The sequence below is a fragment of the Paludibaculum fermentans genome, assembly GCF_015277775.1.
Taxonomy (GTDB): domain Bacteria; phylum Acidobacteriota; class Terriglobia; order Bryobacterales; family Bryobacteraceae; genus Paludibaculum; species Paludibaculum fermentans.
The window spans coordinates 4,957,061-4,973,590 of sequence record NZ_CP063849.1 but is presented as its reverse complement, the minus strand read 5'-3'; the positions used below and the strand labels follow the sequence as shown (position 1 = coordinate 4,973,590).

Genomic DNA, 16,530 nt, shown 5'->3' with positions numbered 1-16,530 from the left:
TCAAAGGGTAAGCGCCTTCGTCTGGCATGGGCATTCTCTCACGTACGATCTTCCGCGAAATAGCGTCCAGCGCCCTTTTGGGTGCCTTGATGTTTATATTCGTGCTGTTCCTGCAGAAAGCCGGGCAGCTCTTCACGATCCTGGTCTCGTCGACCACGTCGCCGGAGACGGTTGGCTATCTTTTCCTGCTGCTGCTGCCGGCCACCATGCCGTTGACCATCCCGCTGGGCGTGCTGGTGGGCACGCTGATTGGGCTTTCGCGGATGTCGAGCGATGGCGAGATCACGGCGCTGCGCGCGGCGGGTGTCCCGGCCCGGCGGGTGACGCTGCCGGTTACCGCGTTTGCCCTGCTGGCGATGAGCTTCACCGGGTACTGCTCGCTGCAACTGACCCCGTGGTGCCAGGGGGAGATGATCCGGGTGATCAACCAGATGGGCGCGGCCCAGTTGACGGCCGAGATCCAGCCTCGCGTTTTCGATGAGTCGTTCCCGAACAAAATTCTGTATGTCGGCGATGTGCTGACCGGGCAACCGGTGCATTGGCGCAACCTGTTCATGGCGGATCTCACGCCGCCTTCCGAGCGGAAGAACAACAGCGGGCAGGAGCGCGGCGAGGGCCCGGTGCTTACGATCGCGTCCGAGGCGCTGGTGGTGCCGGATACCGTGGGCAACCGGCTGCAGCTTTCGCTGCGGAACGGGTCTACGTATGAAGCTGCCAAGGATCCACAGGATTACTACAAGGTCGGGTTCCCCACGGGCGAACAGGCCTTGGAGGCGCGAGAACGCGGCGAGGTGAAGGCGAAGAACTACACGGCCACGCCCACGCTCGAACTAATGGGCGAGACGAAGAAGTCGCTGGAGGCGCGCATCGAGTTCCACCAGCGGCTGGCTTTGCCCCTGGCCTGCCTGCTACTGGCGCTGACGGGCATCCCGTTGGGCGTGTCGTCGCGCAAAGGCGGCAAGTCGGCGGCCTTCGTGATCACGGTAGTGTTCGCGTTCTTCTACTTCACGATGCTGGTGTCGCTGATTAGCCTGGCGCGTGAAGGGAAGATGCCGGCCGAGATCGCCGTGTGGACTCCGAATGCTCTATTTGCCGTGACGGCGTTCGTACTGCTGATGCGGCTGGAGCGGCCGGGCGACAAGGACATCTTCGAGTCGATCCGAGGTTACATCGTCGATCGTTTCCAGGCACTGGCCTCCCTGCGGGAAGGTTCTGCGAAGGGGACCGCGCGGACGCGCCCGCGCTCGACGACGCGGTTGTTCCTGCTGCCCCAGGTGATCGACACCTACGTCGTCAGCAACTTCCTGTTCTATTTCTCGATGCTGCTGTTCTGCTTCGTGATGCTCACGGAGATCTTCAACTTCTTTGAGCTGCTGGGCGATGTCTTCAAGAACAACATCGCGATTTCCGAGCTGTTCCGCTACCTGTTCTTCCTGGCGCCTAAGTTGCTGTACGACGCGGCTCCGGTGAGCGTGTTGTTCGCCGTGCTGGTGACCTTTGGCGTCATGGCGAAGGCGAACGAGATTATTGCCTTGAAGGCGTGCGGCGTCAGCCTATACCGCCTGGCGGCTCCGGTGCTGGTGGCCTGCCTGTCGCTGTCCGGTGTGCTGTTCGCCTTCGATCATTACGTCGTGACGAACGCGAACCTGATCCAGGACATGCTGCGCAATCACATCAAGGGCAAGCCGGTACAGACGTACCTGAGCCCGAACCGGAAGTGGATCTTTGGGCACGCTTCACGGATCTACTACTACAAGTATTTGAACGAGAACGAGCATGTGCTGGGCGGCGTGAGCGTCTACGAGTTGGACCCGGTTTCTTTCCGCCTGCGGCGCCACATTTACGCGGAGCGGGCGTTGTGGGAGCCTTCGCTGAATACGTGGATCTTCCAGAACGGGTGGGTGCGCGATGTGCGGCCGAGGGAAGACAGCTATCGCGACTTTCAGGGCAGCACGGCAACGTTTACTGAGCTGGACGAGTCGCCGTCGTGGTTCCTGAAAGAAGTCAAGACCTACAAGCAGATGAACTACCGGCAGCTGTCCGGCTATATCAAGGAGCTTCAGCAGTCGGGGTTCAACACGACGCCCTTGCAGGTGCAGTATCACAAGAAGTTCAGCGTACCGCTGTTCGCGCTGGTGATGGCGCTGTTGAGTGTACCGTTCGCGTTCCTGACCGGCAATCGCGGGGCGATGACCGGGGTCGGCATCTCCATTGGTGTTGCCATTGCCTATTTCGCGATGTCGTACTTCTTTGAGCAACTGGGCAATGTTGGGCAGTTGCCGCCGGAGATTGCGGCCTGGTCGCCCGATGCGGGCTTCGCGCTGGCCGGTATCTACCTGATGACCCGCATGAAGACTTAGCCTGGGTACCGATTCTCGCGGAACTCATGATTTCGGATCTACGTATCTCGAATCATGCAACTGACACGCACAGGATTCCTGATGAGCCTCGCAGGGTTGAATGAGGCCGCCGCGCAGCCACCGGCACGGCCAAAGATGCACCGGTTCGAACGCCAGCCATTGACGGTTGCGAACTTCGACGCGGAGGGCTACGTGCTCGACATCGGCGGCGGTGGGGAAGGCATCATCGGCCGGATGAAGCCCAGCCAGGTGGTCGCCATCGATCTCTATAAGAATGAGCTGATGGAATCGCCCGCCGGACCGTTGAAGATCGTCATGGACGCGACGGAGATGAAGTTCCTGGACGGACAGTTTTCCACGGCGACTGCATTCTTTTCGCTGATGTACATGCAGCCGGAGGTGCAGCGGAAGGTTTTCGTGGAGGCGGCGCGTGTGCTGAAATCCGGCGGACGGTGGCTCATCTGGGATGCCGTGATCCCGATGCTGACGGATCCTGGGATGGAGCAGGGCACCAAGGGGCCGCTGTTCTACTTCGAGTTCCACTTGCCTGGGGAAGTGGTGAAGACTGGGTACGGCACGCTGTGGCCGCAGGTTCGGATGGATCTGCCCTACTACCGTTCACTGGCTGAAGGGGCGGGGTTCCAAATCGTTTCAGCGGAGGAGACGGCCGGGCAGTTCCGGACGTTCCGCATGGAGCTCAGGAAGACCTGAACCCGTCCGGGGCCGGCGGCGCGCTACGCTGTGACCATGCGGCTTCTGCTCGGCGAACCGGGCTCGGGAAAAACAACGGCCATCCTTCGCGAGGTGCGGCGACACCTGCGCGCCTCCAGCGCGGCCTTCCGGCTGATCGTGCCGACGGCCACGATGGCTGAGCATCTGCGGAATTCCCTGGCGCGCGAAGGGTTGGTGGTGCGCAGTTCGACGATCACTACGATCGCCGGATTCGTCGAGAGCCTGAAGCCGTCCCAGAGCCTGGCGCCGTCCACCGCGCTGACGCTGTTCCTGCGGCAGATTCTGGCCGATGGGCAATCGCGCGCGTTCGCCGCGCTGGCCGGAAGTCCGGGGTTTGCCGCTGCCCTGGCCCGTGCGCTGGAGGATCTGGCCAATGCTGGCTGCGATTCCCTGCAGTGGGCTGCGTTGCGCGGGCTGGGGGTGCACTCCGGCCCGTTTGCCGCCGGCTTGCAGCAGGTTTACGAACAGTTGGAAGCGCGGCTGGCCGGGCAGTCGATGGTGTTCCGCGCCCAGCAGTTGGCCTCCGTCGCGCGAGATGTCCGTGAACGGGGCTTGGGCGGCCTGCAGTCACTGTACTTCGACGGGTTCTTTTCATTTACCCGCTCTGAAATCGAGCTGATGCGGTCTTTGAAGCTGCATGCGGATCTGACCGTCGCACTGCCGGAATGGACGGGCGTGGCGGCCTCCCGGGATGCGCTGCGGCAGATGGGTTTGCGCGAGCAGCGGCTCTCGCCGGTCAGGACGACCCCGCAGACCACGCTGGTTTCGGCGTCCAGCCGGGAGCGGGAGGTGGAGGAGATTGCGCTGCGCATGCTGGCGTTGCATGCCGATGGGCGTCCCTGGCGCGAGATGGGTGTGGTGCTGCGGTCCGCCCACCCGTATCTGCCGCTGTTCGAGACGACTTTTGCGCGGTTGGGCGTGCCGGCCCGCTCCTACTTCGTCAGCCCCCTCGCAGGGCATCCGGTGTGCCGGTTCATCACTCTCCTGATTGACGCGCTGCAGAGCGGGTGGGAGTGGCGGCGGACGGCCCAGGCGCTACGCTCGGCTGTGACGCTGGCGGGGCAGGAGCCTTCCGCGGATTTGCTGGAGCTCGAAGTCCGGGAGGCCTTGCCTGGCTCCGGGCTGGCGGAGTTGGCGGCCCGGGTTTCGCTACCCGCGCATTGGCTGGCCGCTTGGGGGGGCATGACCTCCTGGAGCAGCGTGCCCGCCCCCGCGGCTGAGTGGGCCCAGCGTATCGCGGGCCTGGCTTCGCTGGTCGCACCGCCCGAGCCGGGAGGAGATCCGTCGACGCTGCAGGTCTGGCGTACCCGGGCCGCGGCGCTGCGGTCGATGCAGGCCGCCTTGACCCAGTTGGCCGGCTTGCTGGGGCCCGAACCCATGCTGCTGGAAGGATTCTGGCGACAGGCGCAGGAAGTTCTCAAGGAGACGTCCCTGCGTGTGGCCGATCCGCGCCGGGAGGCCGTCCACCTGCTGGATGTGCACGAGGCGCGGCAGTGGGAGTTGCCGGTGGTGTTCCTCTGCGGTTTGCTGGAAGGCGATTTTCCCCGCAAGGTGGCTCCGGATCCGGTGCTCTCGGAAGAGACGCGCTTCAAGCTGCGGACCAATGGGGTCCCTGTGTCGAACCGGGCAGACAAGCAGGCGGAAGAAGCATTTCTGTTCCAGTTCGCGCTCACCCGAGCCTCCCAGTCGCTGGTGCTCTCCTGGCCGACGAAGGATCCCGACGGCCGTCCCACGCTGCGATCGTTCGCCTTGGATTTCATCAATCAGGAGCCGGACGCCGCGCGTGGACTGCGGGTGACACCCCAACGAGTTGTGCCGCTGCCGCCGCGGCCCGCCCTGCAGTCCGACCCGGCCCTGGCTTTTGTGCGGGCGAAGCACAGGCAGCATCGTCCCACGGCGATTGAAAGCTATCTGCAGTGTCCGTTTCAGTTTTTCGCCGGCAAGACGCTGGAGCTTCAGCCCCTGCCTCAATTGCCGCACGAGCGGTTGGACTTCGTCGCGCAGGGGATCGTCATCCATGCTGTGATTTCGGACTGGCACCGCGGCCTGGGTTCCCTGGAAGGGCTGTTTGAGCGGCACTGGGCGGCCATGCTGGCGCAGCGCCGCATCCCCGCGTCGCATCGCGTGGAATTGGCCCGGCTGCTGATCGAGCGCAGCCTGCGATTCTATGAGCAGAACGCGCGGGTCCTGCCCGGCTGGAAGGTGGAGACGGAGCGTCCGCTGCGGCTGCAGATTGAGGGCGTGCCGGTAACGGGCCGTGCAGATCGAGTGGATACCTCCGAGGCCGGCGAGTCGATCGTCTACGACTTTAAGTATTCGGGGCAATCCGGCATCAAGCGGCGCCTGGACCAGTTGGAAGCCGGGTTGACCGTACAGGGCGGGCTCTATCTGGCTGCGTTGAAGGTGGAGGGTCTGGAGCCGCTGGCTTTCGTGTACGTCGGTTTGCGGGGAGATACGATCTACGAGGAGTTCACCCAGCGTGAGCAGGTGGAAGCGTTGATGGGCCAGGCGGTGCAGGCTGCCGGCCAGAGTATCCTGCAGATCGCGGCGGGCCGGATTTCTGTGCAACCGGCCGACGAAGCAGCCTGCCGGTACTGCAACTTCCTGGATGCCTGCCGTGTGCAGTCTGCTCTACAGGTGGAGACCGTAACTAGTTGACTCTGAAATGACGGCTGGGGCATCCAATCGGGCTGTATGAGCAATACTGAGCGCCCGATTAAGATTGCCATTGTCGTCGGTAGTGTGCGGCCCGGCAATTTCACTTCGAAGACGGTCGCGATTGTCGCGGATGAGCTGCGGAAGCACCCTAAGGTGGACGTCGATATCATCCACCCGGTGGACCTGAATCTACCCTTACCGGGCTTGGATCCGAACGCGCCAGGAACGAAGGAATTGCAGCGGCGCATCCACGACGCGGCGGCGGTGATCCTGGCGACCCCGGAGTACCACGGGTCGTTTTCCAGCGTGATCAAGCTGGCGATCGAGAACATGGGGTTCCCGTCCGCTCTAGCCGGAAAGCCCGTAGGTTTGCTGGGCGTGGCAGCGGGTGCGATCGGTGCGATCAAGTCTCTCGAGTCGCTGCGAGGGATCGTCTCTCACGTCGGGGCGCTGCCTCTGCCGATGCCCATCTCGATCGCTAACGTTCAAACCCTCTTCGACGCCGACGGCCACGTGGTCGATCCCGCGGCGGAGGCCCTGATGCGCCGGTCCGCGACGAACCTGCTGAACTACGTCGAGAACCACGTCTGCCCGCGGTTCACACTGGAGCGCCTCCTGCGGGAAGGCATGGAGGCTGCCGCTCACTGAGCGTTTTCCAAAAGGAACGGCCCGGGAATAGCCCCGGGCCGCTGCCTTTCGTGAGGATGGTCTTGCCCTACGCGGCCGGGCTCTTCGCCCGTGTCTTCAGGACAAAAACGACCAGTGCCGCCGCGCCGAGCGCGAACAGCGTATCGCCCGGCGCCCGCAGCCAGCGCAGGGTTTGCATGGTCGGCGTCTGCAGGAATTCCTGGCTCCTGGCGTACCAGTAGCCATGATCCACTGAGGCCCAGGTCTGCATCAGGCCTACCGGCAGCAGGCTGCCGACACACATGGCGAATAAGCCGCAGTTCATCGACCAGAACGCGAACTTCATCCAGCGTTCGTTCCATTCGCCTTCCTGGCCCATGGCGCGCAGGCACACCAGCATCAGGCCGATGCCGAGCATGCCGTAGACTCCGAACAGCGCCGCATGACCGTGCAGCGGGGTGGTGTTCAGCCCCTGCATGTAATAGAGGGCGATGGGCGGATTGATCATGAAGCCGAACAGGCCCGCGCCGACCATGTTCCAGAAGGCCACGGCGACGAAGTAGTAGACCGGCCACTTGTAGCGCAGAGCCCATTCCGTGGCGCGGCCGCGCCGCAGATCGTCCAGGGCCGCGTAAGCGACCAGCACCAGCGGAACCACTTCCAGGGCGCTGAAGACTGAGCCCCAGGCAATCGCCACGGTTGGTGTGCCCGAGAAGTAGAGGTGGTGGCAGGTGCCGATGATGCCGCCGGCCAGGTAGATGGTGGCCGAGAGCAGTGCGCTCCTGGCGGCCAGGCCCGGGCGGACCAGCCCCAATCTTGTGAAGAAGAACGCAATGATTGTGGTGGCGAAGACTTCGAAGAAACCTTCCACCCACAGGTGGACCACCCACCAGCGCCAATACTCGACGATGGACAGATTCGTGTGCTGGCCCCAGGTCAGGCCGGCGCCGTAAAAGAGACCGATGGCTGCGCTCGAGACCAGGAACAGCGACAGCAGATGCCGCTGGTCGCCGGCGACTTTGAGGGCCGGCCAGACGCTCCGTACCACCAGGGTGAGCCAGATCAGCAGGCCCGCGAAGAGCAGAATCTGCCAGCCTCGCCCGAGGTCCACATACTCGTAGCCCTGGTGGCCCCACAGGAACGATTGCGCGTCGGTCAGCCGGTTCTGCACGCTCATCCATTCGCCGGCCAGCGAACCGGCCACGATGACCAGCAAGGCTCCGAAGAGGACGTTGACACCCAGGCGCTGGTACTTCGGCTCGACGCCGCTCACCAACGGTCCGATGTAGAGGCCGGCGGCCAGCCAGGCGGTGGCGATCCAGAAGATCCCCACCTGGACGTGCCAGGTCCGCGACACGCTATAGGGCAGCCATTTCGACAAGGGGATGCCGTAGAAGCCGTCGCCTTCCACGCCGTAGTGGGCCGTGATCATACCCATGATCATCTGCACCAGGATCAGCGCCGCCACTACCCAGAAGTACTTGAGCGTGGCCACCTGGGAGAGGGTGGAGCGCCAGCCCGCCAGCGGATCCGTCCTGGGCGTCTCCCCCATCGGCTCTTCCTTTTGCGAGGCGTACCACCAGACCATGGCGCAGATGCCGGCCAGCAGCATGAGGATGCTGACGCCGGTCCACATGACGCTCTCGCCTGTGGGGCGGTTGCCCACCAGCGGCTCGTGCGGCCAGTTGTGCGTGTAGGTGATGTTGTCGTTCTTGCGATTCGTCGACGCCGACCAGGACGACCACCAGAAGAAGGCTGCCATCTTGCGAGCGCGTTCCGGGTCGGAGACAGCGCCCTTCGGGATCGCATAGGCGGTCTGCCCACTGGCGAAGAGGGCGGTGTAGTAGGCTACGTTGGCCTGAATGGCGCGTGCCCGTATCGGGTCAACGACGATCGTCTCTGTCGCCGGATCGAACGTGTTCTTCCGGTACATCTCTTCCAGGCGGCCGCGGAGCCCGGCCTGCTGCTCGGCGCTGAGTTCGCCGTAGCTCTTGCTGCACTGGGTTTGCGCCCATTCGTTGAGGACGAACATCAGTTCGCGATGCAGCCAGTCCGCCGTCCAGTCAGGCGCGACGTAGCTGCCGTGCCCCCAGACCGAACCGACCTCCATGCCGCCCATCGACTGCCAGACATTCTGGCCGGCCGGGATATCTCCCTGGCCAAACACGGCCTGCCCCTCCGTCGTTACAACTCGCGCCGGAATCGGCGGAGCTTCCTGGTAGATCCTTGTCCCAATCCACCCCAATACCGAAAACGAGAGCACCAGCACCGCGCCGAATGCTATCCACAGCCTCTTCATTGACCCAACTCCTTGGTGAATCCGATACTTACGCTGCAAGTATGGTTTAAGGGGCAGCTACTTGATATGACCAAAGTCACAAAAGGAGTCAGGAATCGATTTCTCTTGAAGCCAAGCTAGCGATGTGATATCACTTTGGTAGCTGATAGATTTCAGTACGTTAGTTCCTCGTGGAGGAAACCATGTTTAAAGAGAAAGTAGTTTCAGCCAGATCCGGCGTTCCGGCGCTGTTGCTTGCCTTGGCGTTCCTGGTCATTCCGATTGCCGGAATCGTACTCTCCGTTCGAGGGTCGCATGGGATGGAGAAGCCGGTTGGCGCAATCCTCGCGTGGGTGGTGATCTGGGTGGTAGACCTCATCTGCCTGGCGGGGTTCTTCAGTGTGCAGCCCAACCAGCGTGTAGTCCTCACATTGTTCGGCAACTATGTGGGTACGGTGTCGGACGCGGGCCTGAAGTTCGCCAACCCCTTCTACTCGAAGAAGCCCATCTCCTGCCGTGTGAGGAACTTCGAGACGTCCAAGCTGAAAGTGAACGATCAGGATGGCAATCCGATCGAGATTGCGGCCGTGGTGGTCTGGAAAGTGGTGGACACCGCCGAGGCGAGCTTCCAGGTCGACAACTATGAGAACTACGTCCACGTGCAGAGCGAAGCAGCTGTGCGCAACCTGGCCACGGCCTTCCCCTACGATTCGCACGAAGAACACACGGTGTCCCTGCGAGGGCACACGGCGGAAGTGGCGGGCCGCCTGAAGACGGAGATCCACGACCGGCTAGCCGTAGCCGGAGTGGAGGTGATCGAGGCCCGGTTGTCCTATCTCTCCTACGCCCAGGAGATCGCCGCCGCGATGCTGAGGCGCCAGCAGGCCTCCGCGGTCATTGCTGCCCGGCAGAAAATCGTGGAAGGCGCGGTGGGCATGGTCGAAATGGCGCTGGACGCGCTGGCGACCAAGAACGTGGTGCAACTGGACGGGGAGCAGCGGGCGGCCATGGTGCAGAACCTGCTGGTGGTCCTCTGTTCCGAGGCGGCGGCTCAGCCTGTGTTGAACACAGGCACGCTGAGCCACTGATAGAGCCATGGCGGAGCGCAAGTCGTTTCTTCTCCGGATTGATGGCGAGGTTCTCGAGGCCTTGCGCAAGTGGGCAGACGATGACTTGCGCTCGCTCAACGGGCAGATCGAATTCCTGCTGCGCAAGGCGATGCGCGACCGGCGGCGATTCCTGGGGCCGGTGGAGCCGCCTGTTTCGAAGGATGATGCTACTTCCGGATGAACAGTTGATTCCAGCCGGCCCGGATCCGTTGGATGATGCCGGCTGGCGGGCGTTCCGGCTCAGCCTCTTTGGACACGCGCCAGCCGTCCAGTTCCTGCCTGTAGGCAAAGACCTGGGCTTTGCCCCCGACGACCAGACGCCGGACGGGTAGTCCCGCCTCGCGCTCCCATCTCTGGATGGTCCGCACCGAGCGGCCCAGATGGGCGGCCATCTCTTTCCATCCCTCCATGCGTTGTTGCGTCACCTGACCTCCGTTACTGATCAGCTAGACGGATGGCGACATACCATGTCATGACACGACGGCGTTTTGTGACGCAAATCTCAAACGCAATAGAAGCGTATTGGCTGACATGCACTGGGCAACTTGTCTCATCCTCCTCTCCGCGGCCGTCTTCGCTCAGGAGCCGGCTCCCAAAACACTTCTCCAGCAGGCCTCCGAGGCTTATAGGGATGCCACCAGCCTGTGCGACGCGGGACGATTCCTGGAAGCGGAACCGGTCTTCCAGCGCGCCTTGGCCGCGCATCGCTTGCTGGCGGAGGGCAACCAGAGCTACATCATGGCCGAACTGCACAACCTGGGAGTGATTGCGCGTAAGCGAGGTGACTTCGTCCAATCGCTGGATCTGCTCAACCAAAGCTTAGCCATCAGCAGGAAGCAGAACGCAATACGCGCCAGCGCCAACACCCTCATCGAATTGGCCAATACCTATCGGGCAATGGATAAGCCATACGACGCCGACCCTTTGGTACGCGAAGCCATTACCTTGAGTGAGCAGATTGTCCCGCCGGACTACCAGGTGTACGCCACCGCCTGCAACACTTACGGAGCGCTGCACATACGGCTGCAGGATGTGGAGGGCGCCACCCGCTGGTTCCAACGAGCCCTGGACGCCGCGCGGAAGCTGCCCTCGACCCAGCCCGAACTGGAAGCGTCCGTCATGGCCAATCTGGCGACGTCGGAGTTCGCCGGCGGGCACAATGATCAGTCACTGGAGCTGTTCCGCCAAGCAATCGCCATGCAGGAGAAATACCTGGGCCCCAGCCACCCCAAGCTGGCGGAAACACTGACGTCCTATTCCTCCGTCCTGCGGCGCCTGCGCTTCAAGCAGGAAGCGGCCAAAGCGAACCGGCGGGCGGTGCAGATTCGAAACTCGCTGGTTGCCCCGAAGCCTTACATCCAATGACAGACGCCGCGCGAATCGTGGGATTCGTGCGGCGTCGCGGAGTCAGGAGGACGTTTGGGCGTTAGAGCAGTTCGCGCCGGTAGTGCTCCAGCGCTACCCGGACCAATTGGCTGCGGGTGCGGACGCCGGTCTTGCTGAACAGTTGTTGCAGTGAAGCCTTGATGGCGCTCTCACTCACGTGGAGACGGTCCGCTATCTCTTTGTTCGCGAGGCCTTCGAACACGCCGCGCAGCACCATGCGGTCGCGTTCGGTGAAGCGTGCCCGGCGGGCGGCTTCGCCGGTTGCGGTCTCTCCGACATTGCTGGTGTACTTGGGGTCCATCCAGGTTTCCCCGCGCATCACGGTCTGGATGGCCTGCATCAGCAGATCTGGAGAGTTGTTCTTCAGGAACACGCCGCTGACGCCATGATTCATCAATTGGCGCAGTTCCGCCCGGGTAACACCGACGGTGACCACCAGGACCTTTCCGGAGTAGTTCTTCTGCCGGATGGCGGCGACGACTTCGTTGCCCCGCCGGTCCCCCAATTCGTAGTCGAGCAGAATCAGGTCGTATGAATTCGACTCCAGAATCTGCAGCGCCTCCTCGACGGTGGCGCATTGGGCCGCCACACGGACTTCCGATTCAGCGGACAGCAGCCTCGCGAGACTCTCGCGAAACAGCGCATGGTCGTCGACTAACAAAATATTGGTCATGCCGTGATCTCCGTGTTCTGCAAGTCACCAGCCTGGTCAGGTGTGAGGTGCGGTTTCAAACGCACACACATGGTGCAACCCGACTCGGATGGTTCATGGTACAACTCTCCCTCGTTGGCCCGGACAATGGCCCGCGAAACGAAGAGTCCCAGGCCCACTGCGTCCGCACCTTGCTGGAAGGCCTGAAATAATCTGTCTGGATTTTTGACGCCCGGTCCGGAATCCCTGAATCGGACTTCCACCGTGTGCCCGCTCACCTGGACGTCGATCCTCATCCGGCGCTGGTCTGAGTGTTCCATCGCCCGCACGCTGTTGCGCGAGAGGTTGAGAAAGACCTGCAGCAGTCCATGATGGTCGCCCACCACCGGAGGGAGGTTCTCCGGGATTTCCAGTTCCAGTTCAATCTCCTCAGCGTCCAGGGTGGGTTCGACGACGATGCGAAACTCCTCGAGCAGGGTCTCCAGGCTGGAGGTGCTCAACTCCTGGTCGCCGGCGGAGTGCAATTCCACAGTCGCCAGGCGGGCCAGACCCTGGGCCAGCGTGCCCAGGGCCGTGTAATCCTCGCTTTTGTCGACGCCGGGAATGCGTCCCAGATTGGCGTGCACGACGGAAATCGCGGCGCAAACGTTGCGGATTTCGTGCGAGACGGAGCCTACCAGGACACGGGTGCTGCGCAGCAGGTTCTGAAGGCTGGTCTCCTGCCAGTCGCGGAGATCGTCCGAGGCGTCCGTAATAATCGCGGCCAGCCGCTTGCCGGCCCGTGTCGGGTAAGTGGCGAACCACACGCAGGCCAGGAACGATTCGCCGTTCGCGCGCCGTCCCCGCGCATTGGTGGCCGTCCGGTAAGGCAGGTCGCCGTCCGTCGCCTGCAGCAGGTCCGCCATCACTGGCAGGTACTTGCGGATACGTTCGCCGTAGAGCGAGCCCATCGGGACCACCAGCAGCTCATGGGCCGCCTGGTTGGCCAGGTCGACGCGGCCTTCCGCATCCAGCGTGATGATCGCAGCCGGACTCGACTCGATCAGCGTCAGCATCTGGTTTTCGGCTTCCTTGCGGCGCTGGATCTGCTCCTGCAGTTCGCGGGAGTACTGCAGGGCCATGCGCCTGCTCCGCACCACTTCATTGGCGAACAACCCGGCCCCGGCGAAGCCGATGAAGGCGTACCCGATGCGCGCGATGGATTCCAATTCCCAGCCGAATGGAGACAAGTGCTCCTTCAGCAGGGAGTAGACCAAGGCCAGGCACAGAATCTGAAACCGGCTGAGGATAAACGACACCAGCAGCATCGGAATCAGGTACAGGATGCCGATGGAAACGTTGGTGTCGATCCAGCCGTCCAGCAGGATGATGAACAGCGAAATGGCCAGAGTCCAGACGACAATCGTCCGCCTCGGCGCTTCAAAGACGCGCGCGAGGCTGAATGAGGAGTTTCCTACCTCCTCCTGCAGCGGATCTTCAGTCTGAATCCGGGTTTCCCTGCTCATTACGAGTTACACCCTTGCCGATCTTGTCTCATTTATATCTCATTGACAATACCCGTGATAAGGGATGTCCGTGCACGCTTAGCGTCGAGAGGGGTCCGTCGCAGGATAGCCGATTAGTTCGAACCGCCCGTCGGGCAGCAAACGATACCGCCGGTTGCGCCAGAGGATGGTGTTGCCGAAGAAGCCGGCGACCCAGAACACGCTGCTCAGCAGGTCCTGCCAGAAGATAAGGGGCCACCAGGTTCGGCATAGCGGATCCCTCAAAACACCTTCAGACACGATGAACGCGGCTGCAGCGCGCAATAGGCAGGTGAGCACCGCCGCGGGCCAGCTTTCCGGGTATAGCAGCAGGAGGAGCAGGGCGATCGGCAGCGGGTTGGTGAAGACCTGGCCCACATAGCCGGCCGGCCGCGACCTCCGCGTCGACCGGTTCCAGCGCAACCTGTGCGCGAAGTTGGCGCGCAGTTCCTGGGTGCCGATGCGGTGCTCGATCACGAAGGAAGAGAGAATTACGCCATACCCGGCCGCGGCTGCGAACTGCCCAAGGACGAAGTCTTCCGCCAGATATTGGCTCAGGCGCTCCCACCCGCCGACAGCTTGAATTACCGAGCGGCGCGCTGCGATCGTCGGGCCGACAGCGAACTTCACGCCGCCTTCCACCATGCGCGCGGTGATGGCCCCACCCCAAAACTCGGTGTTCATGCCGATCGCTTCCAGCACCGACCACAAGCTTCCGCCGGGTACGGCCCGGTAGGGGCAGGTTGCGACACCGAGGTTCGGATCCTGGAACTCCGCGGCCAGCGTGCGCAGCATCAACGGCGAGACGCGGATGTCACTGTCGCTCATCACCAGCAGGTCATGCGCGGCCTCGGCCATCATCAACTGGAGGCTGAAGACCTTCGCATTGGGGTAAGGTGGTTCGCCGGTGACGAACACGCGCACCGGGATATCCGGGTAATCCAACCGTAGCCGCTCCACCAGGGCCAGGGCCGGATCGGACGCCTCGCGTGCCGCAAAGAGTATTTCGTAGTCGGGATAATCCTGCGAGAAGAAGGTGCGCAGGTTCTCCTCCAGCCCCTCGTCGAGGCCGTGCAGCGGTTTGAGGATGGAGATCGGTTCGCAGCTGAGGAGTGCGGGTGGGCGCACCCGGCGGTACCGGACGGCGGCAATGACGGTCAGTACGCAGAAAACCCACGACCCCGCCAGCAAACAGCCGAGGAGGATCGTGGGTATCCAGGACATCAAGACACCGGCGGGCGGCCGCCTACTCTGTCACGGCCTTCGACTCTACAAGCTGAGCGATCTCGGCCACCACTTCATCCACCAGCTTGGCGCCGAGGTCGCCACCCTTGCGGGTGCGCACAGCCACCTTGCCGTCGGCGGCTTCGCGATCGCCCACGACGAGCATGAACGGGATCTTCTGAAGTTGGGCTTCGCGGATCTTGTAGTTCACCTTCTCGCTGCGCGCGTCCACTTCCACTCGCAGGCCGGCGGCCTGGAGTTTGGCTTCCACCTGTTTCGCATATTCGGCGTGGCGGTCGGCGATGGGCAGGACAACCACCTGCACCGGCGACAGCCAGATGGGGAAGGCGCCGGCATAGTGCTCCAGCAGGATGCCGAAGAACCGCTCGACGCTGCCATAGAGGGCGCGATGCACCATCAGCGGCTGGTGCTTGCCGCCGTCTTCGCCGACATATTCGAGCTCAAACCGCTCTGGCAGCGTGAAGTCGAACTGTACGGTGGAAAGCTGCCAGGGCCGGTCGAGCGCGTCCAGAAGCTTCACGTCGATCTTCGGGCCATAGAATGCCGCTTCGTCGGGAATCACGCTGGCCTTCAGGCCCACGCGTTCCACGGCGACCTTCAGGGCGTTCTCCGCCAATGCCCACTGGTCCGGGGTGCCGACGTACTTTCCGCTGGCGCCTCCATCCCAGGTGGAGATCTCCGCCTGGTAGCGGTCGAACCCGTAGGTCTTCAGCACGTCGAAGGCGAATTCCAGGCAGTTCACGATCTCGTCTTCGATCTGGTCGGGCCGGCAGAAGATGTGGGCATCGTCCTGCGTGAAGCCGCGTACACGGAACAGGCCGTGCAGCGTGCCCGAGCGTTCGTAGCGGTACACCGTGCCCAGTTCACCCAGCCGGATAGGCAGGTCGCGGTAGCTGCGCTGCCGGTCGCGGTAGATGAGGATGTGGCCCGGGCAGTTCATCGGCTTCAGCCGGTAACGGGCGTCGTCCAGCTCCATGGCCGCGTACATGTTGTCCACGTAGTGCCCGAGGTGGCCCGACGTGGCCCAGAGCTGTTCGCGCATGACGTGCGGCGTGTTGACGATGGAGTAGCCGCGCTTCAAGTATTGGTCGCGCATCCAGTCTTCCAGCAGCTTGCGCACGAGTGCGCCCTTGGGGTGGAAGAAGATCAGGCCGGGGCCGGCCAGTTCCTGGATGGAGATGAGGTCGAGCTGCTTGCCCAGCAGGCGGTGGTCGCGCTTCTTCGCCTCTTCCAGCTTGTGCAGGTGGTCGTCCAGATCCTTCTGGGAGAACCAGGCCGTGCCGTAGATGCGCTGGAGCTGCTGCCGCTTCTCGTCGCCCTTCCAATAGGCACCGGCGATCGACAAAAGTTTAAAGGCCTTAATGCGCTTGGTGGTGGGGACGTGCGGGCCGCGGCAGAAGTCGATGAACTGCGGACCCAGGGTGTACTCGCTGAAGATGTCCCCGGCGCGTTCCTCGATCAGCTCACACTTCATCGGCTCGCCGAGTTCCTTGTACTTGGCCAGGCCTTCGGCCTTAGGGACAAGCTGGCGTTCGTACGGCAGGCCGCGATCGCGGATCTCCCGCATCTTCGCCTCGATCTTTTCCAGATCGTCTGGAGTGAAGGGCGAAGGCCGGTCGAAGTCGTAGTAGAAGCCGTCCTTGATGGGCGGTCCGATGCCAAGCTTGGTCTCGGGGTACAGTTCCAGAACCGCCGCGGCCAGCAGGTGGGCAGTGGAGTGGCGGTAGACCTCGAGGGCTTCTTCGTTCTTCGAAGTGAGAATCTCGAGGGTAGTGTCTCCTTCGAGTGGCCGCGTCAGGTCCCAGAGGGTCCCGTCCACGCGAGCCACCACCGCGTCGTCGGCCAAACGCTGGCCGATCGAACGCGCCACATCCAACGGCGTCGTGCCCTGGGGCACCGCCTTTTGGCTGCCATCCGGCAACGTGATCGTAATGGTGCTGCTCATTGTCCTAAAGGGGTA

The 16,530-nt window shown here is 62.9% G+C and carries 13 protein-coding genes; 7 read left to right on the top strand and 6 right to left on the bottom strand.

The features are described 5' to 3' along the window. The first annotated feature begins 26 nt into the window (after positions 1-26). The 4 genes from IRI77_RS19465 to IRI77_RS19450 are packed head-to-tail and all read left to right on the top strand — an operon-like array spanning position 27 to position 6,398. Complete coding sequence (locus tag IRI77_RS19465; RefSeq protein ID WP_194446699.1) at positions 27-2,360, top strand: LptF/LptG family permease; 2,334 nt, start codon at positions 27-29, stop codon at positions 2,358-2,360. Positions 2,361-2,414: 54 nt separating this feature from the next. Then, positions 2,415-3,071 carry a class I SAM-dependent methyltransferase gene (locus IRI77_RS19460; protein ID WP_194446698.1) on the top strand — a complete coding sequence of 219 codons (657 nt, stop codon included), beginning with the start codon at positions 2,415-2,417 and terminating at the stop codon, positions 3,069-3,071. A 36-nt stretch (positions 3,072-3,107) separates the two neighbouring features. Then, positions 3,108-5,750: a PD-(D/E)XK nuclease family protein gene (locus IRI77_RS19455; protein WP_194446697.1), complete on the top strand. Its 2,643-nt coding sequence runs from the start codon at positions 3,108-3,110 to the stop codon at positions 5,748-5,750. Between the two features lie 36 nt (positions 5,751-5,786). Next, entirely contained in the window at positions 5,787-6,398 is a 612-nt protein-coding gene (locus IRI77_RS19450; RefSeq protein WP_194446696.1) for an NADPH-dependent FMN reductase, read from the top strand. Positions 6,399-6,465: 67 nt separating this feature from the next. On the opposite strand, the gene IRI77_RS19445 is transcribed toward IRI77_RS19450, so the two are convergent. Beyond that, complete coding sequence (locus IRI77_RS19445) at positions 6,466-8,676, bottom strand: nitric-oxide reductase large subunit (protein ID WP_194446695.1); 2,211 nt, start codon at positions 8,674-8,676, stop codon at positions 6,466-6,468. A gap of 182 nt (positions 8,677-8,858) precedes the next feature. Here IRI77_RS19445 and IRI77_RS19440 point away from each other — a divergent pair, with 182 nt between their 5' ends. Next, positions 8,859-9,743: an SPFH domain-containing protein gene (locus IRI77_RS19440; protein ID WP_194446694.1), complete on the top strand. Its 885-nt coding sequence runs from the start codon at positions 8,859-8,861 to the stop codon at positions 9,741-9,743. A 7-nt stretch (positions 9,744-9,750) separates the two neighbouring features. Continuing rightward, a complete protein-coding gene (locus tag IRI77_RS19435) occupies positions 9,751-9,945 on the top strand; it encodes a hypothetical protein (protein ID WP_194446693.1) in 195 nt (64 codons plus the stop codon). On the opposite strand, the gene IRI77_RS19430 is transcribed toward IRI77_RS19435, so the two are convergent. After that, positions 9,932-10,189 (bottom strand): hypothetical protein, encoded by a 258-nt coding sequence (locus tag IRI77_RS19430; protein ID WP_194446692.1) that lies wholly within the window; start codon positions 10,187-10,189, stop codon positions 9,932-9,934. The genes IRI77_RS19435 and IRI77_RS19430 overlap by 14 nt on opposite strands. A gap of 106 nt (positions 10,190-10,295) precedes the next feature. Between IRI77_RS19430 and IRI77_RS19425 the strand changes: the two genes are divergently transcribed. Further along, entirely contained in the window at positions 10,296-11,129 is an 834-nt protein-coding gene (locus IRI77_RS19425; RefSeq protein ID WP_194446691.1) for a tetratricopeptide repeat protein, read from the top strand. Positions 11,130-11,190: 61 nt separating this feature from the next. Here IRI77_RS19425 and IRI77_RS19420 read toward each other — a convergent pair whose 3' ends face one another. From IRI77_RS19420 to thrS, 4 genes are all read right to left on the bottom strand, one after another. Next, positions 11,191-11,823, bottom strand: a complete 633-nt coding sequence (locus IRI77_RS19420) for a response regulator transcription factor (RefSeq protein ID WP_194446690.1) — start codon at positions 11,821-11,823, stop codon at positions 11,191-11,193. Next, positions 11,820-13,307 (bottom strand): ATP-binding protein, encoded by a 1,488-nt coding sequence (locus IRI77_RS19415; RefSeq protein ID WP_194446689.1) that lies wholly within the window; start codon positions 13,305-13,307, stop codon positions 11,820-11,822. The genes IRI77_RS19420 and IRI77_RS19415 overlap by 4 nt, the downstream gene beginning before the upstream one ends. Before the next feature lie 78 nt (positions 13,308-13,385). After that, positions 13,386-14,549, bottom strand: a complete 1,164-nt coding sequence (hpnI, locus tag IRI77_RS19410) for a bacteriohopanetetrol glucosamine biosynthesis glycosyltransferase HpnI (RefSeq protein WP_228486214.1) — start codon at positions 14,547-14,549, stop codon at positions 13,386-13,388. A 22-nt stretch (positions 14,550-14,571) separates the two neighbouring features. Beyond that, positions 14,572-16,515, bottom strand: a complete 1,944-nt coding sequence (gene thrS / locus IRI77_RS19405; RefSeq protein ID WP_194446687.1) for a threonine--tRNA ligase — start codon at positions 16,513-16,515, stop codon at positions 14,572-14,574. Positions 16,516-16,530 lie beyond the last annotated feature (15 nt).

Excerpts from the sequence above, each read along its gene's own strand:
- IRI77_RS19420 (WP_194446690.1), bottom strand. The coding sequence starts at position 11,823 with ATGACCAATATTTTGTTAGTCGACGACCATGCGCTGTTTCGCGAGAGT.
- IRI77_RS19445 (WP_194446695.1), bottom strand. The coding sequence starts at position 8,676 with ATGAAGAGGCTGTGGATAGCATTCGGCGCGGTGCTGGTGCTCTCGTTT.
- IRI77_RS19435 (WP_194446693.1), top strand. The coding sequence starts at position 9,751 with ATGGCGGAGCGCAAGTCGTTTCTTCTCCGGATTGATGGCGAGGTTCTC.
- IRI77_RS19460 (WP_194446698.1), top strand. The coding sequence starts at position 2,415 with ATGCAACTGACACGCACAGGATTCCTGATGAGCCTCGCAGGGTTGAAT.
- IRI77_RS19440 (WP_194446694.1), top strand. The coding sequence starts at position 8,859 with ATGTTTAAAGAGAAAGTAGTTTCAGCCAGATCCGGCGTTCCGGCGCTG.
- hpnI (WP_228486214.1), bottom strand. The coding sequence starts at position 14,549 with ATGTCCTGGATACCCACGATCCTCCTCGGCTGTTTGCTGGCGGGGTCG.
- IRI77_RS19450 (WP_194446696.1), top strand. The coding sequence starts at position 5,787 with ATGAGCAATACTGAGCGCCCGATTAAGATTGCCATTGTCGTCGGTAGT.
- thrS (WP_194446687.1), bottom strand. The coding sequence starts at position 16,515 with ATGAGCAGCACCATTACGATCACGTTGCCGGATGGCAGCCAAAAGGCG.
- IRI77_RS19415 (WP_194446689.1), bottom strand. The coding sequence starts at position 13,307 with ATGAGCAGGGAAACCCGGATTCAGACTGAAGATCCGCTGCAGGAGGAG.
- IRI77_RS19465 (WP_194446699.1), top strand. The coding sequence starts at position 27 with ATGGGCATTCTCTCACGTACGATCTTCCGCGAAATAGCGTCCAGCGCC.
- IRI77_RS19425 (WP_194446691.1), top strand. The coding sequence starts at position 10,296 with ATGCACTGGGCAACTTGTCTCATCCTCCTCTCCGCGGCCGTCTTCGCT.
- IRI77_RS19455 (WP_194446697.1), top strand. The coding sequence starts at position 3,108 with ATGCGGCTTCTGCTCGGCGAACCGGGCTCGGGAAAAACAACGGCCATC.